This is a genomic window from Marinobacter xestospongiae, assembly GCF_023156385.1.
Classification (GTDB): Bacteria; Pseudomonadota; Gammaproteobacteria; order Pseudomonadales; family Oleiphilaceae; genus Marinobacter; species Marinobacter xestospongiae.
Genome location: NZ_JAKZAK010000027.1, coordinates 1 through 25,717, shown reverse-complemented (window position 1 = coordinate 25,717; position 25,717 = coordinate 1). Strand labels below are relative to the sequence as shown.

Sequence of the window (25,717 nt, the reverse complement as noted above, 5' to 3'; positions counted from 1 at the left end):
GTGCGCCCGCCCTGGTCTCAGCAGGCCTCCAGCGGGGCGTAGGCCAGCACCAGCCATTTGGCGCCGTCATCGAAGTTGACCTGCACCCGGGTATGGTGACCGCTGCCTTCGCAGTTCATCACAATGCCCTCACCAAACTTGGGATGCCGTACCCGCTGGCCAAGACGGAAACCGGCCTCGGCACTGGCGTCGTTGCTGAACAGACTTTCGTTGGCACGCCCCACCATGGCCGGACGACTGACGGTGTTGCGCAGGCGAACCTCCTGCAGGCAGTCCGACGGAATCTCCCGCACAAATCGGGACAGCGCGTGGAACTTCTCCTGACCGTAGATGCGACGGGACTCGGCGTAAGTCAGCACCAGACGTTTCATCGCCCGGGTAATGCCGACGTAGGCCAGCCGGCGCTCCTCTTCCATGCGGCCGGGCTCCTCCAGCGACATGCCATGGGGGAACAACCCTTCCTCCACTCCGGCCAGGAACACCACCGGGAACTCCAGGCCCTTGGCCGCGTGCAGGGTCATCAGCTGGACGCTGTCTTCGTGGGCCTCGGCCTGGGACTCCCCGGCATCCAGCGCCGCCTGGGCGATGAACTCCGACAGCGGGTCCACCCCCTCTTCCACCTCAAAATCGGAGAGGGCGTTGACCAGTTCCTCCAGGTTCTCCACCCGGGCCTGGGCCTTCTCCCCTTTCTCGTTGGCGTGATGGTCCTTGAGACCACTGTCTTCGATGGTCTGCTTCATCAGCCCCTGCAGCGAAGCGTTGGGGACCAGTTCCGACAGCGACTCGATGATACCGACAAACCGTTGCAGGCCGGTCTTGGCCCGGCCCTTGACCTGCCCGGCCGCCAACAGCCGCTCTCCGGCCTCCCACAACGAGATGCCCTGCTCGGTGGCGAACTGGCGCAACTCCGCCAGACTCTTGGCGCCAATGCCCCGGGGCGGCACGTTCACCACCCGCTCAAACGCCGCGTCGTCGCGGCGATAGTGCACCAGCCGCAGGTACGCCAGGGCATTGCGGATTTCCTGGCGGTCGTAGAACCGCAGCCCGCCATACACCCGGTAGGGAATGCCCTGGCGCATCAGCGATTCCTCCAGCACCCGGGACTGGGCGTTGGAACGGTAGAGGATCGCCACCTCACTGCGCAGGTTGCCATCCGCCACCCAGCTCTCAATGGTATCGGCGATGTAGTTGGCTTCGTCCTGCTCATTGAACGCGGCGTAGAGGCTGATGGGGTCGCCCTCGGGACCATCGGTCCACAACTGCTTGCCCAGTCGGCCCTGGTTGTTGGCGATGACCGCATTGGCAGCCTTGAGGATGGTCTGGGTCGAGCGATAGTTCTGCTCCAGCCGTACCAGCCGGCCATTGGGGAAGTCCTGCTGGAACTGCTGGATGTTCTCGATCTTGGCTCCGCGCCAGCCGTAAATGGACTGGTCGTCGTCACCCACGATGGTCAGCGGCACCCGCTGGCCGGCCAGCACCTGCAGCCAGGCGTATTGCACGGTGTTGGTGTCCTGGAACTCGTCCACCAGGATGTGGCGGAACCGGCGCTGGTAGTGGGCCAGCAGCTCCGGACGCTGTAGCCACAGTTCGTGGGACCGCAGCAGCAGTTCGCCAAAGTCCACCAGGCCGCTTTGCTGGCACAGGCGCTGGTAGTGCTCGTAGATTTTCACCATCACCGAGGTGAAATGGTCACTGGGATTGGCCTGGATGTGCTCCGCCCGCAAGCCTTCGTCTTTCTGGCTGTTGATGTACCACTGCACCTGCTTTGGCGGCCAGCGGGTCTCATCGATCTGCAGCTCCCGCATCACCCGCTTCACCAGCCGCAGCTGGTCGTCACTGTCCAGCACCTGAAAGTTCTCCGGCAGGCCGGCATCCTGCCAGTGGGAACGCAGCAAGCGGTGGGCGATGCCGTGGAAGGTACCAAACCACATGCCCCGGGACGGCAGGTTGAGCATCTGCTCAATACGATGCCGCATTTCCCGCGCTGCCTTGTTGGTGAAGGTCACCGCCAGCAGGCTGGTGGGCGGCAACTGTTCCACTTGCATCAGCCAGGCCATCCGGTGCACCAGCACCCGGGTCTTGCCGCTGCCGGCGCCGGCCAGCACCAGCAAGTGGTCGTTGGGAGCGGTCACCGCCTCACGCTGGGCGTCGTTGAGCGGGTCGATGATCGGGGATACGTCCATGGGAAATCGTCACAGGCCTGGCGCCCGGGGGCGCAATGAATGTCAACGGCGAAGTATACCAGCCCGGACCGGATTCGGCTTCAGCGAGCCCAAACAGCCCTCGACACTGACGCCCGTCAATACGACGTTCTGGTCATAAGCGGCCAACCTAGGTAAAATTACGTACCCTTCATCAAAACACTACAGACAGTTACGTTTGCGCACTTTCGGTAGTGTGAACCAAGCTGCAAATAATCTGTAATACGCTGCCTTACGGCCCGGTCAGGAGTCCAAGCCATGCTGTCCGCTCTCAAGATATCCCACAAACTGGCGTTACTGGTGGCCGTGGCCATCCTTGCGTTCAGCATCAGCCAGGGGTTTTCCATCGTCACCGAGCGCAGTAATTCCGAGCGTCTAGCCCAGGTGGAAGAGAGGCTCTCCCCCACCCTGGAACGCACCACCATCAACCTCGGCCAGTTGGCGCTGATGGAGATGCAGCTGAAGAACTCCGTCACCACCGGCGACAAGGACCTGCTGCAGGAAACCCGCGGCTACTACGACACCATCCGCGGCAACCTGACCGACATCGCCCGCCTCAACCCGGCCCTGGCCAATGAGGCCCGGGACCTCGGCAAGCTGCTCGACACCTACTACAACAAGGCGTCCAACCTGGCCACCGGAGTGATCGACGGCACCGCCGATTTCAGCCGTATCGGTGACGAGGCCGCCGCCAACGCTCAACGCCTGGAACAGCTGCGCAGCGACCTGGACGCCATGCGCAAACTGACCCGGTCCCGCTTCCAGGGCGAGATCAGCGACACCGTGCAAGCCGCCAGCCAGGCCGGGGCCGCCTCCCTGACCATCGCCATCGCCGCACTGACGGTGCTGGTGGTGCTGAGCGTGGTGATTGCCCGCTCCATCACCGGCAGCCTGCAGCGCATTATCGAGCCACTGCGTGACATGGCCTCCGGCGAAGGCGACCTGACCGCCCGCATTGACTACCACGGTCGCGACGAGCTGCGGGAACTGGTGGAACAGTTCAACCGCTTTGTGGAAAAGCTCCATACCTCCTTTGCCACCATCCGCAAGGACGTGGGCGAACTCAACACGGTGGCAGAGCTGCTGGCCACCACCAGTCAGGTCAATCTGGAGCGCATCAGCAGCCAGGCCCAGGCCATTTCCTCTACCCGCAACTCGGTGGACGAGCTGGTTCGCAGCGTCGAGGAAGTGGCCGGTTTCGCCTCCAGCGCCTCCGACCAGACCCAGGACGCCGCCAAGTTCGCCCAGTCCGGCCAGACCACGGTGAACGCCAACGTCGACACCATCAAGCAACTGGTGACCGACATCGAGGGCACCGCCCAGCTGGTGAACCAGTTCGACGAGTTCTCCAGCCGCGTTGGCGGCCTGCTGGACACCATCCAGACCGTTGCCGAACAGACCAACCTGCTGGCCCTCAACGCCGCCATCGAGGCTGCCCGTGCCGGCGAGCATGGCCGTGGCTTTGCGGTGGTGGCAGATGAGGTCCGGGGCCTGGCGGTACGCACCCATAAGGCCACTGAAGAAATCCAGACGGTGATTTCGGAGCTGTCCCGACTGTCATCATCGGCGGTGGAAGCCATGGAGCACAGCGTTACCCGGGCCCACGACGGCGTCACCGCCACCAACGAGTCCGGCGACATCCTCACCAAGATCCTCGCCAGTGTTCAGCAGATCAGCGAACTGAACGAACAGATAGCAGCGGCCACCTACGAGCAGAGCACCACCTTCAACGAGGTGACCGGGCATATGACGGACATGCACCGGAACGCCGAGCAGGTGATGGAAAGCACCCACCAGCTCGACACCGCCAGCAAGGACATTCATGACGTAAGCAACGGCCTGCAGTCCGTTGCCGGGCAGTTCCGGGTCTGACGCCCCAGGCTCCAAGCGTCAGAAACAACAAGCCCGCACCGGCGGGCAAACCAGCCACAACGGAGTAGCCTCATGACCCCGAAAATCCTTCGTGCCACCCCACTGGCGCTGTGCCTGGCTGCGGCCGGCGTCAGCGCCCAAACCACCGATGACAAGATCGACCAGCTCGAGCAGCGCCTGAACGCACTGCAACAGCAGTTAACACAATCCCAGAGCGACCGGGTACGCCTCAACGGCTTCTTCAGCACCGGTTTCGCCCGCGCCAGCAACAACGCCGGCTTTGCCGGCATCACCGACAAGGCCGAAGTCAAAGACCTGAGCCTGTTCGCCCTGCAGGGCAGCTTCCAGGTCAATGACAAAACCCAGGCGGTGATGCAGATCATCGGCCGTGGTGAGGAAGACTGGGACCCGGCGCTGGAATGGGCCTACATCAGCCACCGCCCCACCAACAACCTGCAGGTGCGGGCCGGTAAAATGCGCCTGCCGTTCTTCATGTATTCGGACTCGCTGGAAGTCGGCTATTCCCAGCCCTGGGTGCGGCCCTCAGAAGCGGTCTATGAGCCGGCGGACATCACCAGTTATGTAGGTGCCGATGTCGCCCACACCCTGAATTTCGACAGCTCCTCCCTGACCACCACCGTGTTCGGCGGTTTCACCGATGAGGACACCCTCACCGCCGGCCAGCCAGTGGACGTGCGCCTGCGCAACGCCGGCGGCCTGACCCTGCTGTGGACCGATTACATCTGGAGCCTGCGGGCGGTGGCCGCCACCGCGGAAACCACCATTGAGGGCCAGGGCTTCTTCATTGCCGATTCCGACCGCAGCAACTTCTACGGCCTCGGCTTTGGTTACGACGATGGTAACTGGCAGGTGCTGTCGGAGGTGACCCGGGTGGAAGTGGACGGCATTTTCGCGGACACCGATTCCGCCTACCTCTCTGTTGGCCATCGTTTTGGCAGCGTGACACCTTACGCCAAGGTTGGCTGGATTGAATCCGTCGACAACGACGACCGTCCGCTGGCCGTGGACCCGACGCTGGCAGCCCTCAACACCCGCCGTGACGAATACAGCCTGGGCCTGCGCTGGGACGTGATCCCCGGTATCGCCATCAAGGCGGACGTGACTCACGCCCGTGGCTTCGACGGCAAGCCCGGTGGGCTTGGTAACCCGATGACCACCGAATCCAGCACCAATGTCTACACCGTCAAGATCGATTCGGCGTTCTAAGGAGGCGACCCATGAAGACCCTGTTTGCAGCAGTACTTGCCCTGAGCTGTGTCGCCACCCAGGCACTGGCCGACGTGGTGGTGATTGGCAACCCGGCGGGCCCGGACAGCATCAGCGCCAGCCAGGTCCGCGATATCTACCTCAACCGCAGCCAGCAGCTGCCGGATGGCCAGAAAGCCGTGCCGTTTGAGCTTCAGAGCGGCAACCCGGTACGGGCCGACTTCCACGGCAAGATCACCAACCGCAACGACGCCCAGCTCAAGGCGTTCTGGTCCCAGCAGGTGTTCACCGGTCGTGGCCAGCCCCCCCAGGAGCTGGCCAACGCCGGCGCGGTGAAGAACTCCGTCGCTTCCACCCCAGGCGGTATCGGCTACATCGATGCCGCCGAGGTCGACGATACCGTCAAGGTCATCCTCACCCCCTGAGTAACCAGCGCCCCCGCCCAGCGGGGGCGTTTCTCGCCAAACCTTGCACACCAGCCCCTGAGTGTCATAGCCATACTCTCAAGCCGCGTTTTCTGAGAGGATGTCACGTGCCTGAATTCTGCTGCGTTCAGATTGACAGGCGTCAGACACCACCCCACAGGAACGCTGACCATGCCCCAGATCCAGCCCACGGAACTGCCACAACACGCACTTTCGGCCCCCTACCAGGAACAGCAGGCCTACCTGGACTGCCTGACCACCGAGGTGGCCGGACAGGTCAGCCTGGCGGACTATATTGAGGCGTTCTACACCACCCCACTGTTCAAGCTCGAACGGCGACTGCTGGCGCTGGCCCGCAAACCGGCATCCGATGCCGATGCCCGCGCCCTGGCGCAGGCCGAGACTGAGCGTTTCTCCGCCTGGACAGTGGAGGGCCGGCATCCCGACCAACTGCTGCTGCGGGACTTTACCGGTCGCACCCGTTCCTGGTTGATGGTGGCATCAACCGGGCCGCAAACCACCCGCCTGTACTTCGGTTCCGTCGTGGTTCCGCTGGCCTATAACGAAGCCGGCGAGCCCCGTTTCGGCCCGCTGTTCGGCCTCCTCCAGAGCTTCCACGACCGGTACAGTCGTGGCCTGCTCAAGGCCGCCGCCAAAGCCATCGGCAAACGCGGACCGGGTACTAACCGCTAGCTCAGGCAGGCAGCAGACGTGGAAACTTCCAGCTTGTGGCGTCACCCCGATCATCCCGGCATTGAGCTACTGTCGGCCCGCTACACCCGCTTTGAGTTCAGCCGCCACTGGCACGATGAGCTGGCCATTGGCGTGATTGAGGCAGGCGCCGAAGGCCTGGACTACCGCGGTGACCGGCTGCTGATTCCGGAGCGGCACATCGTGGCGATCAACCCGGCGGAGGTCCACACCGGGTTTGCCGGCGCCGATCAGGGCTGGACCTACCGCATGTTCTACTTTGATCCCCAACTGCTTGGGCAGCTACTGGAACACGCCGGAGGCCCGCCACTTGAACCCATCATCGAGCGCCCGGTGATCCACGACCCGGCGCTGTTTACCCTGCTGCTGGCGCTGCACCGCGCCCTCGAACAGCCAAGCCTGAGCCTGACCCGGGACACCCTGTTGAGCCAGTGTCTGGAGCAGCTGTTCCGTCGCCACGGCCAGCGATCATCAACGCCCACACCGGCACTCGACCGGCCCGCGGCACAGTGCGCCCATGACTACCTGCACGACCACTGGCACAGCAACGTCTCGCTGGATACCCTGGAAACCGTCACCGGTGTCAGCCAGTTCCAGCTGATCCGCAGCTTCCAGGCCCGTTACGGTCTCACGCCCCACCAGTTCCTGCTGTTGCTCAAGGTTAATCACGCCAAGCGCTCCCTGGCGGCGGGCTGCAGCCAACTGGACACCGCCCTGGCCTGCGGCTTCTATGATCAAAGCCACTTCTCCCGCAACTTCAAACGTGCTTTCGGGGTGCCCCCCTCCCACTACCGCACCGACTGACCGGCTGCCTGCAATTCTGTACAAGCGACCAGCGGCCGTTGCGCCGTACCCTGAACCTTCAATCTGGAGGAGTCGCTATGAGTTTACTGATGCCCTGGCTGGGCGTGATGTTTCCACTGGTGTTCAGTCCCGGCCCCGCCAACATCGTCTTTGCCGCCTGCGGCGCACAGCTGGGCGTGCGCCGCTCGCTGCCGTTCCTGGTGGGCGTGGATACGGTATTCCTGGTGCAGTCGCTGGTGGTGGGCTTCGGACTCGCCCAGGTGGTTGCCCGCTACCCGTATCTGGTGCCGCTGTTGCAACTCGCCGGCGCGGCCTATCTGGTTTATCTGGCTACAGGCTTCCTGCGCAGCGGGTCCTCCGCCCAGGCGGATGCCCGGCCGGCCCTGGGCTTTTTCGAAGGCGTGACGATTCAGACCCTGAACGGCAAGGGCTGGCTGTTGGTGGTGCTGATGTTTTCGCTGTTCGGCGAAGCCGCCCGCTCCCAGTTCGGAGCAGCCGGCACACTGGTGCTGGTGGCGTGGCTGGCGGTGCTGAACGTGGCTATGCACCTGGTGTGGATCAAGGCGGGGGCGCTGCTGGCGCGACTGGGCAGCGGCCAGCGTTTCGCCCGCAACCAGAACCGGCTGTACGGTACCTGCCTGTTGCTGGTTGCGGTTTGGCTGATCGTCGACAACGACCTTTGGCCACTGTCGCTCTAGAGGACGGAGGTCAGTCGCCGCGAGGAATGGTCTGGGGTTCGATGAACTCGAACAGGCCTTCCAACCCGCCTTCACGACCAATACCGGATGCCTTCATGCCACCAAAGGGAGCCTCAGGGGTGGGACCGGTGCCGGTGTTCCAGCCGACATGGCCGAAACGCAAACCCGCCGCCACCCGCTGGGCGCGCTCGGCGTCGGCGGTGAAGACGTAGGCTGCCAGACCGAACTCGGTGTCATTGCCGGCAGCCACCACCTCGTCCTCGGTACGGAAGCTCGCCATGGGCACCAGCGGACCGAAGGTTTCTTCCCGAAAGCACGCCATGTCCGACGTGACACCAGCAACCACACTGGGCGGATAGAACAGGTTATCGCCGCTGAGGCTGTCCGGCGCCGGACCGGCCACCAGCTGGCCGCCCTTGTCCAGGGCGTCACTGACGTGGCGGTGCACCTTGTCCCAGCCGGCCCGGTTGATCAGCGGGCCAATGTCGATGCCGTCGTCCATCCCATTGCCCACGGTCATCCGCTCGACCCGCTCCGCCAGTTTCTGGCCAAACGCCGCCATCGCCTCATCCTGGACAAAAATGCGGTTGGCGCAGACACAGGTCTGGCCACCACCACGGAATTTGTTGGCGATCAGATTGTCAGCAGCGGCATCCAGATCGGCATCGGCGAAGACGATGAAGGGGGCATTGCCACCCAGCTCCAGGGACAGTTTCTTGACCTGCTGGGCGGTATCGAGAATCAGCTGACGGCCTACTTCGGTGGAGCCAGTAAACGACAGCATCGGCACTTCGGGGCTGTCGCACAGCACCTTGCCAATCACCGACGCCTTACCCATCACCAGATTGACCATACCTCGCGGAATCGACGTGTGCTGATCCATCAGGCTGAACAGCGCAATCATCGTCAATGGGGTTTCGCTGGCCGGCTTGATCACCGAGGGGCAACCGGCGGCCAACGCCGCCGACAGCTTCTTGGCGATCATGCCGATGGGGAAGTTCCAGGGCGTGATCAGGCCCACCACGCCGATTGGCCGGTAGTGCACCGTCCAACTGCAGTTACGGGCCCGCTCCGGCAGTTCGTGAGGCTCCAGCGCACCAATGTGGCGGGCGCAATAGTCAAAGAAACCGGCGGCGTAATCGGCTTCCCCTTTGGCTTCGGCCAGGGGCTTGCCATGCTCGGCACAGAGTATGCGGCCAATCTCGTCCCGGTGTTCAGTCAGGGCATCGCGGATCTCTTCCAGCCAGCGACGACGGGTTTCCAACGGGTATGGCTGCATCAGCCTGAGCGCCGACTGACCGGCCTCAATAGCCTGGCTCACCTGGTCCGCCGACAGGGATGCCACCTCGGCGATGACATCACCGGTGGCGGGATTGAATACCTGAAACCGGTCGTCGGTCTGGGGCGTCCATTGGCCGTCGATGTATCCGGTGAACTGAGTCAACAGGGGGGACTGAATCATCTTCGCTCCTCACGGGTTCGGTGCACGACGGCGGACTGCACCGGGCTCCTGGAATCGAAGGCGGGGTGCAATCCGTCCTCAGGAAACCACTGCCGGCTTCCTGTCCGGGTATACCCGACTCATCTTGGTCGTTGACCGCGCCGGTGTAAAGCCACCTGGCGAGAAATTCATCAGCACAAAAAAACGGTTGGCCGCCTTGACCTTAGGTCGATTTCCCTGCCTATACTCGAACTACCATGGAACGTCAGGAGGTCGGTCAATGAAAGCCTATTTCCACCCGTCACAGGATCTGCACATCCCCAAGACGTACTTTACCCGGGGCCAGATGCGTAAGCCTCAGGAGGTGCCGGACCGTACCGGCGAGATGCTTGCAGGCCTGCGGGCCATGGACGTTCCGGTGCTGACTCCGGCCGACCAGGGCTCCGGCACCATCGCCCGGGTTCACGACCTGAGTTACCTGAGATTCCTCAAGTCCGCCCACCCACGCTGGCTGGAGATGGGCGACGACTGGGGCGATGAGGTCATGTCCAACATCTTCGTCCGCTCCCCCAACGCCCTGCGCGGCATTCTCGCCGAGGCCGCCCGCTACCTCGCCGATGGCAGTTGTCCCATCGGCGCCAACACCTGGGAGGCCGCCTACTGGTCGGCGCAGACCGCTCTCGGCGCCGCCGACGCGCTGATGGCCGGCGAGCGCACCAGTTACGCGGTATGCCGCCCACCCGGCCACCATGCCCGCCGTGATGCCGCCGGCGGGTTCTGTTACCTCAACAACGCCGCCATCGCTGCGGAGAAGCTCACCGCCCGTTTCCCGCGGATCGCCATCCTCGACACCGACATGCACCACGGCCAGGGCATTCAGGAGATTTTCTACCATCGCAACGATGTGCTGTACGTCTCCATCCACGGCGACCCCACCAATTTCTACCCGGTGGTCAGTGGCTACGAGGACGAACGCGGTGAGGGAGAAGGCCTGGGCTACAACATCAATCTGCCGATGCCCCACGGCTCTCCGGAGGAGGTCTTCTTTGACAAGCTGACGGAAGCCCTGAGCGCCATCAAGCTGTTCCAGCCTGATGCCCTGGTACTGACACTGGGCTTCGACATCTACCGCAACGACCCTCAGGCCAAGGTGGACGTGAGCTCAGAAGGTTTCTGTCGCCTCGGCAACCAGATCCGCCTGGCCGGCCTGCCCACCCTGGTGGTTCAGGAGGGCGGCTACGACCTGGAAGCACTGAGCACGAACGTGCAGCAGTTCTTTAAGGGGCTGGAGGGTTAGGCGTTCGGCGCATAGACCTTGACGTTGCTATAGCCTTCGGCCCTGAGATGGCCGGCGTGCATGCGGCTCATGGAGCCGCGGTCGCAGTACAGCAGGTACTGGCGATCCTTGGGCAGCTGGCCGATCTGCTGGTTCAGTTCGTAGAAGGGAATGCGCAGGATCTCGTTGCTGGGCAGATCCAGCGGCGCCCGCTCCTCTTCGGAGGGGTGACGCACATCGATGATCACATCCGCCACCGCCGGTGTCGGCACCAGCTCCACGTCCTCCGGCGTGGTGAGGGTATCCATCAGGTCGGCGACCGAGGTCTCGGTACGCTGCTCAATCGCCTGCTGCAATACCGCCGGGTCCATCTGGGATTCGCAGTACTCTACCCGCACCAGCTTGGCTCGGGTCGCCGGTTTCTGGGAGATCACGCCGCAGTATTCCGGCATGGTGCGGGCGAACGACTCGGTGCCGATGTCACGGGCCACCTTGATGATCTGCTCCTTGTCCATCGCAATCAGCGGCCGCAGCACCACCTGCTCGCTGGCCCGGTCGACCACGTTGAGGTTGGTGAGGGTCTGACTCGACACCTGGGCCACCGCATCGCCCATCACCAGGCCTTCGGTGTTCTGGCCGTCGGCAATCGCAGACGCCGCCCGCAGCATTTCCCGCTTCAGCACCACGCCCCAGTGGCGGTTATTCACCGACCGCATGATTTCCGCCACCACGCCATCAAACGGCACCGAGATGAACTTGGCATGGTGGGACGAGCCGTACCGCTGCCACAGATAGTGCACCACCTGGCGCACCCCCACTTCATGGGCTGTGCCGCCCAGATTGAAGAACAGGTAGTGGGTACGCAGGCCCCGGCGCAGCATCAGATAGGCTGCCACCGAGGAGTCATAGCCACCGGAGATCAGTGTCATGACCGACTCGATACTGCCCAGGGGGTAGCCGCCCATACCCCGGTGACGGCGACGGGCCACCATGAATTCTTCCTGCTGGACCTCGATACGCACCTCAACTTCCGGTGCCTTGAGACTCACCCCGCGAGCTTCGGAAGCGCTCAGCAGTGCGCCACCAACATGACGTTCCAGATCAAGGGAGTTGAAACTGTGGGTGCCGGTGCGCTTGGCCCTGACTGCGAAGGTCTTGCCAGCCAGCTCGGCGGCAAAGGCCTCCACCGTTTTGGCGGCGACGTCGTCCATATCCACCAACGGAAACGCGGCCACCTCCTGGATGGTGGAGATGCCGGGAATCCGCACCAGCTCATCGACCACCGGTCCGGCCAGGCTGCGGTCGTCCGGCACATCCACATTGATGCGGTCCCAGCTGCCCTCGACAGCGATGTCCGGGTCCAGCCGGATCAGGATCTTGCGGACATTCTGGCGCAGTTGGCGCATCTGCTGGCGGCGGACAGGCTTGCTTTTGATCGCAACTTCCGACGCGGGACGAATCAGGAATTTCATGACGGGAATCGACTTCTGGCTGGGTGGCGTAAAGAGGAGAAAGCGCTTAGTGTAACCTGTTCCGGCAGAGCCTCAAAATCAGCGCCCACGGAAATGGGCTAAGTTAGAGGTAAGGACCGGTACTCTTCGCCTGACAGGAGCACGTCTGTTCATGAGTGAACCCACCATCAACGCACTGGTATCCCCGGAGGGCAGTCTCGAAATACTGTCCAACCACGAAGTCAACCGCCTCAAGGACCGCAGTGAAGGCGGTCTCTATCGGCTGTTCCGGCAATGCGCCCTGGCGGTGCTCAACACGGGCGTCGAAGCCGACGACTGCAAGAGCCTGATGGAACAGCACGCCGATTTCGACATCCGCCTGGTGCCCCAGCCCCGGGGGCTCAAGCTGGAACTGATCAACGCCCCGGCGAGCGCCTTTGTCGACGGCGACATGCTGCGGGCCAACCGGGAACATTTATTTTCAGTGCTGCGGGACATCGTCTATTCCCACTCCATTCCCAGCTCCGCCGCCGGCTTTCGCCGCGACGACCCGGAGGACATCACCAACCTGATCTTCCACATTCTCCGCAACGCCCGGGTGCTGCAGGCCGGTCGCCAGCCCGATCTGGTGGTGTGCTGGGGCGGCCACTCCATCAACCGCGAGGAGTACACCTACAGCAAGGACGTCGGGCATCAGCTCGGCCTGCGCGGCCTGAGCATCGTGACCGGCTGTGGCCCCGGTGCCATGAAGGGACCGATGAAGGGCGCTACCATCGGCCACGCCAAACAGCGGGTGAAGGATGGCCGCTACATCGGCATCACCGAACCGGCGATCATTGGCGCCGAGGCCCCCAACCCGATCGTCAACGAACTGGTGATCATGCCGGACATCGAGAAACGGCTGGAGGCCTTTGTGCGCGCCGGACACGGCGTTATCGTGTTCCCCGGTGGCGTCGGCACGGCCGAGGAAATTCTCTACCTGCTGGGCATTCTGCTGCATCCGGACAACCGCGACCTGCCCTTCCCGGTGGTGTTCACCGGTCGCAAGGAGAACGCCGACTATTTCGAGATGATCGACCGTTTCATCCGCAATGCCCTGGGCGAAGAGGCGGCGAGCAAATACGAGATCGTGATTGATGACCCGGTGCGGGTGGCGCAGATCATGAAGAAAGGTATGGACGACGTGGCGGTGTTCCGACGCGCCATGCAGGACGCCTACCACTTCAACTGGATGCTGAAAATCGATCCGGTGTTCCAGCTGCCGTTTGAACCCACCCACGAGACCATGCGGGCGCTGGAGCTGCACCAGAACCAGCCGGTTCACCTGATCGCCGCCAATCTGCGCAAGGCCTTCAGTGGCATTGTCGCCGGCAACGTCAAGGAACAGGGGATTCGTCAGATACAGCAAAAGGGGCCGTTCGAGATTGCCGGAGACCCGGCCCTGCTGGAGCCCCTGGAGGAAATGCTGGCGGCCTTCGTACAGCAGAACCGGATGAAACTGCCCGGCTCGGTGTCCTACCACCCCAGCTACCGCATCATTCGCGGCGCCGCCTGAGTGGCCAAGGCCGGAGCCCGGGCTCCGGCCATTCCACCAGGATTAACCGCCGGCTGGCAGGCTGGCGAAGTAGGCCGCCAGGTTGGCAATATCCTCATCGCTCAGTGCCGCTGCCTGAGCCTGCATCACCGCTGCCTGGCCGCCATTGCGCTCCTTGGAACGGTAGGCTTTCAGGGAGCTGACCAGATAGGCCTCATTCTGGCCCGCCAGATTCGGGTACATGGGAATCTGTGCAACACCATTCTGGCCATGGCAGGCTGCACAAACCGCCGCTTTGGCCTGCCCTGCTGCGGCATCGCCGGCTGTCGCCAAACCTGGAACCGCCGCCAGTGCAACGGCGCCTGTCAGAACAAAGTGTTTCAGCTTCATGGGTGCTACCCTCTCATCGGTTTTTATGTAAGCCCTGGGGCCCGAGGGCCGGATTTATAACATAGCCCCCTAACCGCTCAAATGCGATAGATCAAGTTACGACTTTGGAACCGTTGTCGTATCACCCCCAGGGGGTCACCAGACCCATACGTAACCGGCGGGCAACAGGATTTTGGCAGCACCGCCCGCAATCGACGTTTGTCCCCTTCCCCGGGCCCTGCGCTACCGTCACACTCGGGGACAGGATAAGCTCGCAGTGTTCCAGCGTCCCGAGCGGGTAATTCGCTGATCTAGTGCGAATTAACCGCTCGGGACACGAGGGAGCCTCTGATCAACCAACGGAGAAGTGTGAATGTCCATCCTGGTAAACGAACTGGCCTGCCAGCAGGGCCGCCTTGGTCACCTGACCCTGGATGCCCCTGCCAGCCTCAATGCACTCAGCGAAACCATGCTGGATGATCTGTTGTCGGCGCTTGACCGCTGGGAGCAGGATGAGCAGGTGTGCCTGGTGCTGCTGGACAGCCGGGATGACACCGCCTTTTGCTCAGGCGCCGACCTGAAAACCCTTTACCGGGCACTGTGCGAGGGCGACAGCCGCACCGTCGAAGGCATCTTCTCCCGCGAATACCGGCTGATGTACCGGCTCCATCGCTACCCCAAGCCGGTGGTGGCGCTGGCTGAAGGAGTCGCTTTCGGCGCCGGCATGGGGCTGCTGTCCGCCTGCCGCTACCGGCTGGTGGGCCCCGAGGTGGCACTGGCGATGCCGGAAGTCCGCATTGGCCTGCTGCCGGATGTGGGCGCCAGCTGGTTCCTGAACCGGCTGCCGGCGGGCCTGGGGTTGTTTCTGGGACTGACCGGGGCGCAACTGAACGCCAGCGATGCCCTGCGGGTCGGGCTCGCCGATCTGGCGGTGCCAGCACAGTCCCGCCAGGCACTGGTGAGCCAGATTCAGGCTCAGGCCTGGACCGGGCGGGTGGCCGCCGACGACAACCGGCTCCACCGTCTGATCAACCAGTTCGCCAGCCAGCACCCGACCGCGCTGCCGGACAGCCAGCTGGCGCAACACGAACAGGCGATCGCCCACCTGTGCCGTCAGGGCGCCCTGCCGGACATTGTCGATCGCCTGCTGGCGGCGGATGAGGGTAATGACTGGTGGCAGGCCTGCATCGCCAACCTGCGTCAGGGCTGTCCGGTCACCCCCTGGCTGGTGTCGGAGCAATTACAGCGGGGCCAGCAGATGTCGCTCAGGGACAGTCTGACGATGGAGCTGGCACTGGCGCTTAACTGCAGCCAGGCCGCGGATTTCCGGGAAGGCATTCGCGCCCGCCTTATTGATCGCGACCAGTCACCACGCTGGCAGCACGGCAGCGTTCGGGAGGTGCCCGGAGAGCTGGTGGAAAGCCGTTTCGCGCCTCCGTGGGGCCACCAGCCGTCGCCACTGGATCTGGTTTAGTAACTAGTGCGCCCAGGGGCACCCACCTCAGGTTTCCGCGCCAGCCTGGATCAGCAGCATCTCGATGTCGCGGAAACCGCCGGCCCGGGCCAGGTCCAGAGCGGACCGGCCCTGATCGCCGCGATAATTGACCTCCGCGCCCGCCGCAATGACCGCCTCGGTGGTCAACAGATCGCCGCCGGAGACCACGTGCATCAGCAGCGAGCGGCCATTCTGGCTGACGTTGACGTTGGCACCGGCAGACAGCAGCACCTTGACCACCGCCAGGTGGCCGCCACGGGCCGCCAGCAGCACCGGAGTCTGCCCGTTCTGGCTTTCAGCGTTGACGTTGGCGCCAGCGGAGAGCAACAACTGCACCAGCCGCCGTTCACCATCCGCCGCCGCCAGCATCAGTGGTGTCATGCCGTCCGCGCCGGCGTAGTCCGGTGAGGCCCCCCGACTCAGCAGGTACCAGGCAATCCGGTCTTCACCACGCCGTACCGCCAGTGCCAGCGGCGTTCCCTGTTCGGTCAGGGTATTGAGGGCCGCGCCCTGGTCCGCCAGGGTCTGCACCCGTGGCAGATCTCCACTGGCCACCGCGGCCATCAACGGCGTTTCCGCACTGCCGGCCTGGGCCCGGTCGAGGTTGGCCGGTTGCGGCTGACCGGCACAGGCGGCCAGCTGCAGTCCAATCACCAGGAGTAGAAGTCGTACAAGATGTCGCAGGGCTGTTCCATTCGCCGCCATGTTTGAGGGTCTCAGTCACGATGAAGTCGTAGCCTGCATTCTGGACAGTTAGCTTTGGCAGTTAAATCGAGCGGTTCACAAGTTCCGCTCAGAGCCGGTCTGAATGCGGCAGAAACTGCCTGGTCACAGCCCGCAGACGCTGCTCAGCATCCCGGCGGCCATGGCAGAGGCCAGCTGACTGGGCCTGCGCCGGGGACCAGCCCTGCAGCACCAGCCGACACCAGAGCCCGGCAACCTCATGGTGCCCCAGCGACGTGGCCACGTCCGGGCGGGCACTGAGCAGCCGCAGCACCGGCAGCGAGAGTTCAAGCCCCCGGTGCCCCTCGGCAAAGGCGGCCAGCTCCCGTCGATCCAGAGCCGACAGCACCGGCGCCGGAGGCAACTGAGCGGTCACCGCCAGCGTCAGTTCCGGGGCCAGCTGCGGCCAGACTACCGGTAACAGGATCAGCCAGTGCTGCGAGAAGCGCTCGGCGATGGCTTCCACCAGAGTCTGGCCGTCCGCGCTCAGGCCACTCAGCATCTGAACGGTAAACTCGCCACTGCTGGCCTCCCGGTGCAACCCCAGGCGCACCGTGCGCAAACCACAGCGCTGCCAGAACGCCAGCAGGTCCGGACTGGCGCCGTAGCTGGTACCGAGGGCATCCAGACCGGCCTGTTTACTGTGCTCCCGGGCTGCCGCCACCAGCGCCTGCCCCACACCACTACGGCGGCAGCCGGCGCTGACGGCGATCCGCACCACCCGCAACAGGGTGCAGGTCGCAGCCTCGGCAAAGCCGCTGTGATTGGCCAGGGACTGGGGCAGCAAGTGCCCGCGCAGGCGCCGGCGCCCCGCCATCACCTCCTCCGCCAGCCGGCAGGACAGCCCGCCCTCGCGGGCCGCCCACAGCACACCAACCAGCCGGCCCCCCAGCCAGGCCCGCCAGCTCACGGCGGTGGGATCATCCAGCCACTGGCGAAGGTCCCCTGGCGAGGTGCGGTAATGGGCATCCACCAGCAGACCAAAAGCCTGCTGTCGTTCGTGCTCGCTGGCATCGGCCGGAGACCAGCGCTCCACCCGTACCGCTTCGTCCATCGGCACCGCGTCCGGGCCTGAGGCCTGCAGCAGGAACAACTGGTCCACCAAACGCTCCAGGGGGTCATCCGGGCACCAGCGGATCGGGGCCGAAAGCTGACGCTGGCGCCACTGCGGAGTCTCCCGCTCCAGCACCCCGCGAAAGCGGATGTTAAAACCGCGACCAGTACCCTCATAGCCATGGATGGTGGTGGCGAACACGCAGCGGGGCCAGCCCAGCAGGATGGCCCGCAACTGCGGTGCCGGAATCGCTGCAGCTTCGTCCACCAGCACCAGTTCCGCCTCGGGGCGCTCTGCCAGCAACCGGTCCGGCGGCAGGAACAGCAGTTCGGCGCCATCCGCCAGCCGCAGGTGATCCGCTGCGGCCACCGCCGGCGCCTCCTCCGTCGCCAGACGGGCATGGTGGAACAGGGTCGCCACCGCTTCGGCTCTGGGCGCGGTCACCAACACCCGGCGCCGGCCCTGCTGCAACAGGGCCATCGCCGCCATGCCCAGGGCGGCAGATTTGCCGCGGCCACGGTCAGCGCTGACCACCAGGGGGCGTCGACGCCGCCCCAGCCCTACCCGGATGACATCCGCGACCAGTTCCGACTGCTCGGGGGTAGTGCCAGGACAAAACGGTGCCTCGGAGACCGGCAACTGCGGCGGCGTCATCGCCGAGCAGCCGGGGTCGATCCGCAGCACCTCGGCATCGTAGGCAACCAGGGTCGCCAGCCGGGCGGCAAACGGGTGATCGGGAGCGTTATCAAGGCCGGTACGGGGGTAATCCGGATCGGCAAAGCGGCCCCAGTCCTCGCAAGGTGGCATCAGCCAGAACCACAGTCCGCCTGCGGCGAGAGTGCCGCTGAGTGCGGCCAGAGCGTCCGGCGGGTTGCCGTGCCAGCCATCCCAGACCAGCAGCGCCACATCCCGTCCCAACCAGTCCCGGGCGCGGGCCGGGCGCACTGGGGTGAGGTCAAGCTCGCCCGCGGCCGCTTGCGGTCCCAACCACAACCGGGGCTCGCCATCCAGGCCGGGCAACAGTTGCCGCAGCCAGGCCATGGCGGCGTCACGGTCCCCCTCCAGCAGAACCAGACGGCGCTGGCCGAGATTCCGCAAACGCTGCTGGAAACGCTGCCAGGCCGGCAGATCGGGAGAGGGCCAGGCGGGCATGATCAGCTCAGGTCGATGGCGTGGCGTTTCAGGTCAGCCAGCTCACACACGCTCAGGGTGTCCTGGTGCGTGGCCCGCAACCGCACCCGTGGCGCCGCGCCCGCCGCCAGCGCTTCCTGCCAGCGGCCGGCACACAGGCACCAGCTGTCGCCGGCCTTGAGACCGGGAAACCCGAACGCCGGCACCGGCGTGGACAGGTCATTGCCGCGCGCCTGGGAGAACGCCAGGAACTCGTCCGTCACCACCGCGCAGACGGTGTGCTGGCCAGCATCGTCAGGACCTGTATTGCAGCAGCCGTCACGGTAGAAGCCGGTGACCGGATCATTGCCACAGGCTTCCAGGGTCTCCCCCAGCACGTTGATCGGTTCTGCCATTACTTCGGTCATTTCGCCTCCTCGGGATACCAACAAGTAGCCGACCATTATGGTGTACGGGTGACCGCCATACCAGTTGCCGACTACAATGGCGCCATGCCAACCGACCTGCCCGATTTCCTCACCAACGAACAGCGCGCCATCATCACCGCGCCTTACGAACACGCCGTCATTACCGCCGTCGCGGGCAGTGGCAAGACCTTCACCCTGGCCTGGCGCATTCGCCACCTGCTGGCCCAGGGCCACGATCCGGCGCGGCTGCTGGTACTGATGTTCAACCGCAGCGCCCGCCGCGACTTCGAGCGCAAGCTGCAGGACGTCACCCGCGACACCGGCCTGACGCTGCCGGAGATCCGCACCTACCACGCCATGGGCCTGCGCCTGTACCGGCGTTTCGTCCGCGACGGCTACCTGCCGGCCTTCTCCGAGGCCATCCTGAGCGAGCAGGAAATCCAGTTCCAGGCCTGGCGACTGACCCGTGAACTGGCGCCCGCGGAACTGGCGGACGAGATCCGCCGCAACAAGAAGGACTACGTGGAAACCGCCGTCAGTTTCATTGATCGGGTCAAAACCACCCTGTCGCCGGTGGACGTGGTGTTCGAGGAACTCGAATACACCGAAAAGCACCGCTACCTGATCGAGCTGTTCCACAGTTTTGAACAGTGGCGCAAGGGCCAGGCCCGGATCAGCTACGCCGACATGCTCTATGAGCCGGTTCTGGCGATCCACCAGATCCCCCAGCTGCAGAAGCTGGTCGCCAACAAGATAGACCTGATCCTGGTGGACGAATACCAGGACACCAACGAGATCCAGCACCTGCTGCTGCGTTACGTTGCCGGCGACCGGGCCCGCGTCACCGTGGTGGGAGACCCGGATCAGACCATCTACGAATTTCGCGGCGCCCGGCCGGAATTCATCCTCAACCGCTTCAGTGAGGAGTTTGACAGCCCTCTGGAGCAGACCCTGAGCTACACCTTCCGCTACGGTCACCGGGTGGCGCTGCTGGCCAACCACCTGATCCATCACAACAGCGGCCGCAAGGACGTGCTGTGCCATGCCCATCCAGGCACCCCTGCCACCGAGATCCGGCTGCACGAGTGCGAGCAGGATGGCGACGCGGTGCTGACCATCCTGGCCCAGCTGTCACCGGAGCAGCTGGCAGACACCGCCATCCTGTTCCGGGTCTGGAGCCAGAGCGTGGCGCTGGAACTGCAGCTGCTGGCCCGCCAGTTGCCCTACCGCATCGATGCCGGCAAGGGCGCCCTGTTCAGCCGCGAAGTCCAGGCGATTACCGGCCTGCTGCACCTGGTGGCCGGCAACCTGGCGCAGATGCCCGACGCCGACCGGCTGGACATCGCCCGTCAGTTGCTGCGTTTCCCCCACGTTGGTCTGAAGGAAACCGAGCTGGACCAGATCGCCCAGTTCCTCGCCAGGATGCCCGGGCAATGGGGTCAGCGGCTGCTGGCGATGGAGTTTGATGCCCTGCCACCGATGGCCGGGCGCAAGCTGCGCCGGCTCGGCGAAACCCTGGTCAAGCTGGAGGGCCACCAGAGCCCGGTGGCGTCGCTGATCAAGCGCTACGCCGAGGATACCGAACTGTTCGAGGGACTGCGCAGCCTGGCGCTGACCCACGAGACCGCCGATGAACGCATCGACACGGTGGTGGGCTTTCAGCGTTACCTGGCCAGTCTCGACATCGGCGCCGCCGAGGCGGTGATCCACCTTCAGGCCCTCATGACTCAGGCCGGCCAGAATCGCGATGGGGGCGTCTTGCTGTCCACCATTCACCGCACCAAGGGGCTGGAATGGCCGCGGGTGATCGTGCCCGGGCTACAGGAGAAATACCTGCCCTACAGCCCCCGTCAGGGCGAGAATCTGAAAGTGCTGGTGGAGAGCGAGCGCCGACTGCTGTATGTCGCCATGACCCGCTGCCGAGAGCAGTTGCACCTGATCACCCGCCCCCGTGGCCAAGCCCCCCACCTGGATGGTGACCAGGGCCCCAGCCGCTTCGTCGACGAGCTTTGCTTTTCCCTCAGCGACCAGCTCGGCGGCCACTTGGAGCAGGCCTGTGACGCCCAGACCCTGACCCTGGACCACCCTCTGACGCCGGTCAGCCAGCGCTATGCTGAACGCGAGGGCCTGGAGTTGGCCACCACCAATGCCCAGCCCGCCCGGCGCGACGGGCCGTTGTGGACGCTGCCCCGGCTACGACATGTGATTTTCGGTGCTGGTACGGTGATGACCGAGGAGGAAAGCGCGTTCGAGGTCCACTTCGACTCCGGTGAACAGCTCAACTTCTCGAAAAAGAGCGCCCACCTGTACTTCTCCCCGGCCGACTGAGGGGCGTGCCTCATCGCATGGAGAATCAATGGCTTCGTCACGGATAGTCAATTACCGAATTATGGCCTAGCTTTCATGATTGAGGCTCTGTGGAAACGCTAGGATTGTATAGAACAACATAATGACGAATGGAATGGACAGGAGGTACTGCATGACCGTCATGCGCCCATTTGCTGCTGCGGCGCTCGCCGTGGCCGTAGCCACCCCCGCGGTGGCCGAGGAAACCAACCAGTACATCTACCTCAACCCGTTTGCCGGCTACCAGCTGTTTGACGACAAGCGCGACCTGAGTGAAACCGGCACTTACGGCTTTGGGGTGGAATTCCGCTTCGCGCCACGCTGGGCCCTCGAAGGGGTGTACTCCAAGGCTGACGCCGACCGCAAGTACGTCAGCGGCGACAGTGATTTCAACGAGTACCGGCTCGATGGTCTGTACTACCTGGCCGATGCCGAAGAGGCCTGGAACCCGTACCTGGCCGTGGGTGCCGGTCACGCCGATTTCGGTGACGGCCCGGTCCGCACCGCCGGTACCAGCCATGACGAGACCCGGGTCAACGTCGGCGCCGGGGTGCGCTACAACATCAGCGACAGCGTGTCTCTGCGGGGCGATCTGCGGGAATTCCACGGCATCGATGAAAGCACCTTTGACACCCAGGTATCGCTGGGCCTGAGCCTGGCCTTTGGCCGCACCATCGGCACACCGGACCCGGTGGATTCCGACATGGACGGCGTCTACGACGACAGCGACCAGTGCCCGGGCACCCCCGCCGGGGTGCCGGTGGACCGGCTCGGCTGCGCCCTGGACGACGACAACGACGGCATTGCCAACCACCTCGATCGCTGTCCGGACACCCCGGCCGGCGCCACCGTCAACAGCCGTGGCTGTGAACTCGATTCCGACCGTGACGGCGTGGTGGACAGTCAGGACAAGTGCCCGGATACCACCGCCGGTGCCGATGTCGATAACGAGGGCTGCGAAGGCGTCACCGAGACCATCGAAACCATCGACCTGCGGGTCCAGTTCCCGCTGGACAGCGCCCGGATCGATGACGCCTACGACGCCGAGATCCGGCGGGTCGCCGAGTTCATGGAGAAGCACCCGGATACTTCGGTGGAAATCGCCGGCCACACTGACGCCAGCGGTCCCGCCGAGTACAACCAGAAGCTGTCCCAGCGGCGCGCAGAAGCCGTGGCCCAGCGTCTGACCGATGCCCTGGGCATCGATGCCAGCCGGGTGACGGCAGTGGGCTATGGTGAAAGCCGGCCGCTGCAGGACGACGACAGCGCCGGTGGGCGTGCCCAGAACCGGCGGGTGGAAGCCCACATCCAGGTACGCTACTAAGTGCCAGCAACCGCACCTGCCCGGGCGGATCGGCCCTGGCGCCGGTTATCCCGGGCAGTGCGGGTTGGCAGCCTGGTAACGGCTGGTTTGTTATGCAGCAGCGCCGGTGCTGAACCGGTGTACCGCTGCGACAACGGCAACGGGGTGACCTTTGCCGACCAACCCTGTGGTGATGACGCCACCCGAATCCAGGTTCCGGACAACCGTCTGGGCGGGCGCCTGGACAGCAACCTGCCCCGCGATGACGTCGAGCCGAAACCGCCCCCCGAAGCCACCCCGCCGGTACCAGACAGTGTTGACGACTCGCCCTGCCGTTACATCAACTCCACTCAACTGCGCACCTATCTTGCCCGTAACCAGGTGGTCCGGGGCATGACCCGGGAGCAGGTCCGCAAAGCCTTCGGGCCGCCACCGGAAACCCACAGCGTGCCCCAGGAGGCCTGGGTCTATCACACCGATTACTACGGTCGGCTCTACGAACTCACCTTCGTCTATTTTCGCGACGGTTGCGTCGACAGCGTGCAGTACCGCAAACCCTGATCAGCCGCGGCGGGCATCCAGCAGCAGGTTACGGGGCGTCAGTGGGCGCTGGCAGAATTCCCGCAGGCTGACCCGGTACCCCTGCTCTTCCAGATACAGGGCATAGTCCAATACCAGCCAAAGCTCCAGCGGGCGGCGGAACAAATGGCGAACCAGCTCGTGACAACGCACCTGATGCAGGCGCCGCCAGCCATGGGCCAGCCAGTACTGGTAATCGATATCGACCGGCAGCGCCAGCGCCTTGCGCTCCGCAGCCCAAAGGCAGAAATCGCGGAAGTCGGCACGGTTCAGCGCTGCAGGATGGGGCGGCACCGGCAGGTAATGGTCCTGGCCCCGCACCTGTCGCTGCAGGCCATCGAACCCCAGCCGCCAGGCGGAAACGGTCTGGCGCAGGCGCCGGACCCGGGCCGGCGCGGTCACCGTTTCCTGCACCACCACCCGCATCTCGCTGGCATTCAGGCTGACCCGCGCCGCCTCGCGGGCACGCCGGGACAACAACGGATAAGGCCCCTCAACCCCCAGGTGGTAACAGCAGGGGGACACGCTGAGCCGGGCCAGACCGTCCTCGCTGCCCTGCCGCAACAGCTGGCGGTGGAGCTCGCCACAGGCGTGCAGGGCAACGACCTGGTCGGCCTCTGGCAGGGACCAGCCACTGGCCAGCACATCCTGCTGGCGGATGGTCACCGCGGCGCCATCCCGGGCCGCCAGCGTATTGCCGTCAACCACCAACTCCTGATCCCACTCCAGCCCGGTCACCGCCTCGGCACCGCAGGCCACCAGGGTTCGCCCCAGGTGGCCCTTGCCGCAGCACCAGTCGATCAGCCGGGACTCCAGTGGCGTCAACGCCGCCGCAAAAGCACCGGCCTGCAGACGCTTGCGGCCGGGCATGTCCCGGGCACGGGATTCCGCCAGCGGCGTGGCGGGCGCCTCGGCGACCGGTACCGCCAGCAGCGACGCCCGCTCGGCCAGTTCCGGCCAGAACGGGCTGAGGTCCTTCGCCAGCGCCGGTAGATCCTCGCTGTATTGCTCACAGGCAGCTTCATCCAGCGCCTCCAGCCAGCGGGCGGCCGCCGGCTGCGCCCTGAGCCAGTCTGGCTCGGGGGTGCTGAACGGCACCGTGGCCCACAACGGCCGATACTGCGCCAGCCAGTGATCCAGGGCCTGCCAGCGCGACCACCAGTCCTGCGTCATCATCACACCCGGAAACGGTCGGGCCGGAACGGGTCGAGGGACAGGGCCGTGGGTTCCTGATCGATCACCTGGGCAATCAGCTCGGCGCTGGCCGCCGACAGGGTCCAGCCGAAGGTGCCATGACCGGTGTTGAGGTAGAGGTTGTCACGACTGCCGCGACCGATGATGGCAGGGCCGTCCGGCGTCATTGGCCGGAATCCGGTCCAACGACTAGCTTGGTCCAGGTCGGCACACCCGGGGAAGCGGGATTCCACCGACTTGCGAATGGTGGCCAGCCGGGCTTCCGGAATGTCCCGGGCAAAATCCGCCAGCTCGACAAACCCGGTCGCCCGCAGGCGATCCCCCAGGCGGGTCGACACCACCTTGAAGTTGTCATCATGCACGGTGGAGCGGGGCGCCCGTTCCGGGTCCAGCAGGGGCGCGGTCAGCGAGTAGCCCTTGACCGGGTAGATCGGCAACCGCATATCCAGCGGCGCCACCAGGCCCGGCGACCAGCAGCCAGCCGCCACCACGCAGGCATCCACCGCCAGGCTGTCGCTGCGACCGTCCGGGCCGGTCATTTCCACCGCCTGAACCCGCCGGTCGTCCGCCACCAGGCGCTGCACCTGTTGCTGGAAACGGAAGCTCACGCCATGTTGCTCACAGGCCCGGGCCAGGGCCCGGGAAAACAGGTGGCAGTCGCCGGTGCCGTCGGTCTGATAGCGGATCGCACCGTGGAGCGGGCCATCACCGGTCATGCCGGGTTCGTAGTCCCGGACCTCACGGGGGCCCAATAACTGATAGGGCACTCCCAGCTCGTCCAGCAGTTCGCCGGTTTTGCGGTACTCGGCCATCTGGGCCGGCGAACTGGCCAGGTGCAGCAGGCCGTCGTGGCCGCCGTCGAAGTCGAGGTTCAGCTCCTGCTCCAGATCGAGAAAACAGCGGCGGCTGTAGGTGCCAAGGTGCACCATGGCACGCTTGTTGAGGCCATACACCCCCGGTGCCAGGGCAAAGCGCAGGGTGGCCAGCAGGAAACGCAGGGTGTCGAAGGACGGCGGCACCGCCATTTTTAGCGGGCCATCCGCCTTCACCAGCCATGGCGGGGCCCGGCGCACCATGGCCGCATCCGCCCAGGGGTACACCACACCGTAGGAGCGCTGGCCGGCGTTGCCAAAGCTGGTTTCCCGACCGGCATCGTCATGGCGTTCGATCACCGTCACTTCGTGACCACGCTTGCCCAGTGCGTAAGCCGTCGTCACCCCGACGACCCCTGCCCCGATCACCGCTATCCGCATTGACTGTTTCCTCCTGATCGATCAACCGTGCGCTGGCGCACGAACGTACGTGCCTCAAGACTGGCATGAGTGACCGACGGCACGGCTTCGCAATTGTACCTACCGGCCCCGCCTGCCTTCACCAACCTGTCAGCGAACCACCCAGACCAGTGTCCCGTCTGGTTAATTCGTTAACTGACTGCTTGTCTCTGAGGGTTCTGACCAAGGCGCCGCTGTGCCGATG

The 25,717-nt window shown here is 64.7% G+C and carries 21 protein-coding genes; 12 read left to right on the top strand and 9 right to left on the bottom strand.

Annotated elements, in window-relative coordinates; all coding sequences use genetic code 11:
- Positions 1 to 17: 17 nt before the first annotated feature.
- Positions 18 to 2,183 carry a DNA helicase II gene (gene uvrD / locus MLD24_RS17620; protein WP_248168362.1) on the bottom strand — a complete coding sequence of 722 codons (2,166 nt, stop codon included), beginning with the start codon at positions 2,181 to 2,183 and terminating at the stop codon, positions 18 to 20.
- A gap of 276 nt (positions 2,184 to 2,459) precedes the next feature.
- On the opposite strand from uvrD, the gene MLD24_RS17615 reads away from it, so the two are divergent.
- The 6 genes from MLD24_RS17615 (at position 2,460) to MLD24_RS17590 (ending at position 7,938) form a co-directional block, all read left to right on the top strand.
- Positions 2,460 to 4,073, top strand: a complete 1,614-nt coding sequence (locus MLD24_RS17615) for a methyl-accepting chemotaxis protein (protein ID WP_248168360.1) — start codon at positions 2,460 to 2,462, stop codon at positions 4,071 to 4,073.
- A gap of 72 nt (positions 4,074 to 4,145) precedes the next feature.
- Positions 4,146 to 5,300, top strand: a complete 1,155-nt coding sequence (locus MLD24_RS17610; RefSeq protein WP_248168358.1) for a porin family protein — start codon at positions 4,146 to 4,148, stop codon at positions 5,298 to 5,300.
- A gap of 11 nt (positions 5,301 to 5,311) precedes the next feature.
- A complete protein-coding gene (locus MLD24_RS17605) occupies positions 5,312 to 5,725 on the top strand; it encodes a type 2 periplasmic-binding domain-containing protein (RefSeq protein WP_227172661.1) in 414 nt (137 codons plus the stop codon).
- Between the two features lie 171 nt (positions 5,726 to 5,896).
- Positions 5,897 to 6,418: a hypothetical protein gene (locus MLD24_RS17600; RefSeq protein WP_227172663.1), complete on the top strand. Its 522-nt coding sequence runs from the start codon at positions 5,897 to 5,899 to the stop codon at positions 6,416 to 6,418.
- An 18-nt stretch (positions 6,419 to 6,436) separates the two neighbouring features.
- A complete protein-coding gene (locus MLD24_RS17595) occupies positions 6,437 to 7,240 on the top strand; it encodes an AraC family transcriptional regulator (protein ID WP_248168356.1) in 804 nt (267 codons plus the stop codon).
- A gap of 77 nt (positions 7,241 to 7,317) precedes the next feature.
- Positions 7,318 to 7,938, top strand: coding sequence for a LysE family translocator (locus MLD24_RS17590; protein WP_248168354.1), 621 nt, complete (start codon positions 7,318 to 7,320; stop codon positions 7,936 to 7,938).
- 10 nt (positions 7,939 to 7,948) lie between these two features.
- Here the strand turns inward: MLD24_RS17590 and MLD24_RS17585 are convergent, their stop codons facing one another.
- Entirely contained in the window at positions 7,949 to 9,400 is a 1,452-nt protein-coding gene (locus MLD24_RS17585) for an NAD-dependent succinate-semialdehyde dehydrogenase (RefSeq protein WP_248168352.1), read from the bottom strand.
- A gap of 259 nt (positions 9,401 to 9,659) precedes the next feature.
- Here MLD24_RS17585 and MLD24_RS17580 point away from each other — a divergent pair, with 259 nt between their 5' ends.
- On the top strand, positions 9,660 to 10,676 hold the full coding sequence (locus MLD24_RS17580; protein ID WP_227172667.1) for a histone deacetylase family protein: 1,017 nt from the start codon (positions 9,660 to 9,662) through the stop codon (positions 10,674 to 10,676).
- Here the strand turns inward: MLD24_RS17580 and thiI are convergent.
- Positions 10,673 to 12,127 carry a tRNA uracil 4-sulfurtransferase ThiI gene (thiI, locus tag MLD24_RS17575; protein ID WP_227172672.1) on the bottom strand — a complete coding sequence of 485 codons (1,455 nt, stop codon included), beginning with the start codon at positions 12,125 to 12,127 and terminating at the stop codon, positions 10,673 to 10,675. The genes MLD24_RS17580 and thiI overlap by 4 nt on opposite strands.
- A 151-nt stretch (positions 12,128 to 12,278) precedes the next feature.
- On the opposite strand from thiI, the gene ppnN reads away from it, so the two are divergent.
- A complete protein-coding gene (ppnN, locus tag MLD24_RS17570) occupies positions 12,279 to 13,661 on the top strand; it encodes a nucleotide 5'-monophosphate nucleosidase PpnN (RefSeq protein WP_228752824.1) in 1,383 nt (460 codons plus the stop codon).
- Positions 13,662 to 13,703: 42 nt separating this feature from the next.
- On the opposite strand, the gene MLD24_RS17565 is transcribed toward ppnN, so the two are convergent.
- Complete coding sequence (locus tag MLD24_RS17565) at positions 13,704 to 14,030, bottom strand: c-type cytochrome (protein WP_227172673.1); 327 nt, start codon at positions 14,028 to 14,030, stop codon at positions 13,704 to 13,706.
- A 352-nt stretch (positions 14,031 to 14,382) separates the two neighbouring features.
- Between MLD24_RS17565 and MLD24_RS17560 the strand changes: the two genes are divergently transcribed.
- The gene (locus tag MLD24_RS17560) at positions 14,383 to 15,483 is read left to right on the top strand and encodes an enoyl-CoA hydratase/isomerase family protein (RefSeq protein WP_227172674.1); all 1,101 of its coding nucleotides are present in this window, start codon (positions 14,383 to 14,385) and stop codon (positions 15,481 to 15,483) included.
- Positions 15,484 to 15,510: 27 nt separating this feature from the next.
- Here the strand turns inward: MLD24_RS17560 and MLD24_RS17555 are convergent, their stop codons facing one another.
- The 3 genes from MLD24_RS17555 to MLD24_RS17545 form a co-directional block, all read right to left on the bottom strand.
- Positions 15,511 to 16,209, bottom strand: coding sequence for an ankyrin repeat domain-containing protein (locus MLD24_RS17555; protein ID WP_227172675.1), 699 nt, complete (start codon positions 16,207 to 16,209; stop codon positions 15,511 to 15,513).
- Between the two features lie 88 nt (positions 16,210 to 16,297).
- Complete coding sequence (locus MLD24_RS17550) at positions 16,298 to 18,433, bottom strand: tRNA(Met) cytidine acetyltransferase TmcA (RefSeq protein ID WP_248168348.1); 2,136 nt, start codon at positions 18,431 to 18,433, stop codon at positions 16,298 to 16,300.
- Between the two features lie 2 nt (positions 18,434 to 18,435).
- The gene (locus MLD24_RS17545) at positions 18,436 to 18,819 is read right to left on the bottom strand and encodes a DUF2237 family protein (RefSeq protein WP_248168347.1); all 384 of its coding nucleotides are present in this window, start codon (positions 18,817 to 18,819) and stop codon (positions 18,436 to 18,438) included.
- 84 nt (positions 18,820 to 18,903) lie between these two features.
- On the opposite strand from MLD24_RS17545, the gene MLD24_RS17540 reads away from it, so the two are divergent.
- From MLD24_RS17540 to MLD24_RS17530, 3 genes are all read left to right on the top strand, one after another.
- A complete protein-coding gene (locus tag MLD24_RS17540) occupies positions 18,904 to 21,147 on the top strand; it encodes an ATP-dependent helicase (protein WP_248168436.1) in 2,244 nt (747 codons plus the stop codon).
- Between the two features lie 151 nt (positions 21,148 to 21,298).
- Entirely contained in the window at positions 21,299 to 22,489 is a 1,191-nt protein-coding gene (locus tag MLD24_RS17535; RefSeq protein ID WP_227172678.1) for an OmpA family protein, read from the top strand.
- The gene (locus MLD24_RS17530; RefSeq protein ID WP_248168345.1) at positions 22,490 to 23,029 is read left to right on the top strand and encodes an outer membrane protein assembly factor BamE; all 540 of its coding nucleotides are present in this window, start codon (positions 22,490 to 22,492) and stop codon (positions 23,027 to 23,029) included.
- Here the strand turns inward: MLD24_RS17530 and MLD24_RS17525 are convergent, their stop codons facing one another.
- Together MLD24_RS17525 and MLD24_RS17520 are read right to left on the bottom strand one after the other, a co-directional pair.
- Positions 23,030 to 24,220: a methyltransferase gene (locus MLD24_RS17525; protein WP_248168343.1), complete on the bottom strand. Its 1,191-nt coding sequence runs from the start codon at positions 24,218 to 24,220 to the stop codon at positions 23,030 to 23,032.
- Between the two features lie 2 nt (positions 24,221 to 24,222).
- Positions 24,223 to 25,494: a D-amino acid dehydrogenase gene (locus MLD24_RS17520; protein WP_248168342.1), complete on the bottom strand. Its 1,272-nt coding sequence runs from the start codon at positions 25,492 to 25,494 to the stop codon at positions 24,223 to 24,225.
- Between the last annotated feature and the right edge of the window lie 223 nt (positions 25,495 to 25,717).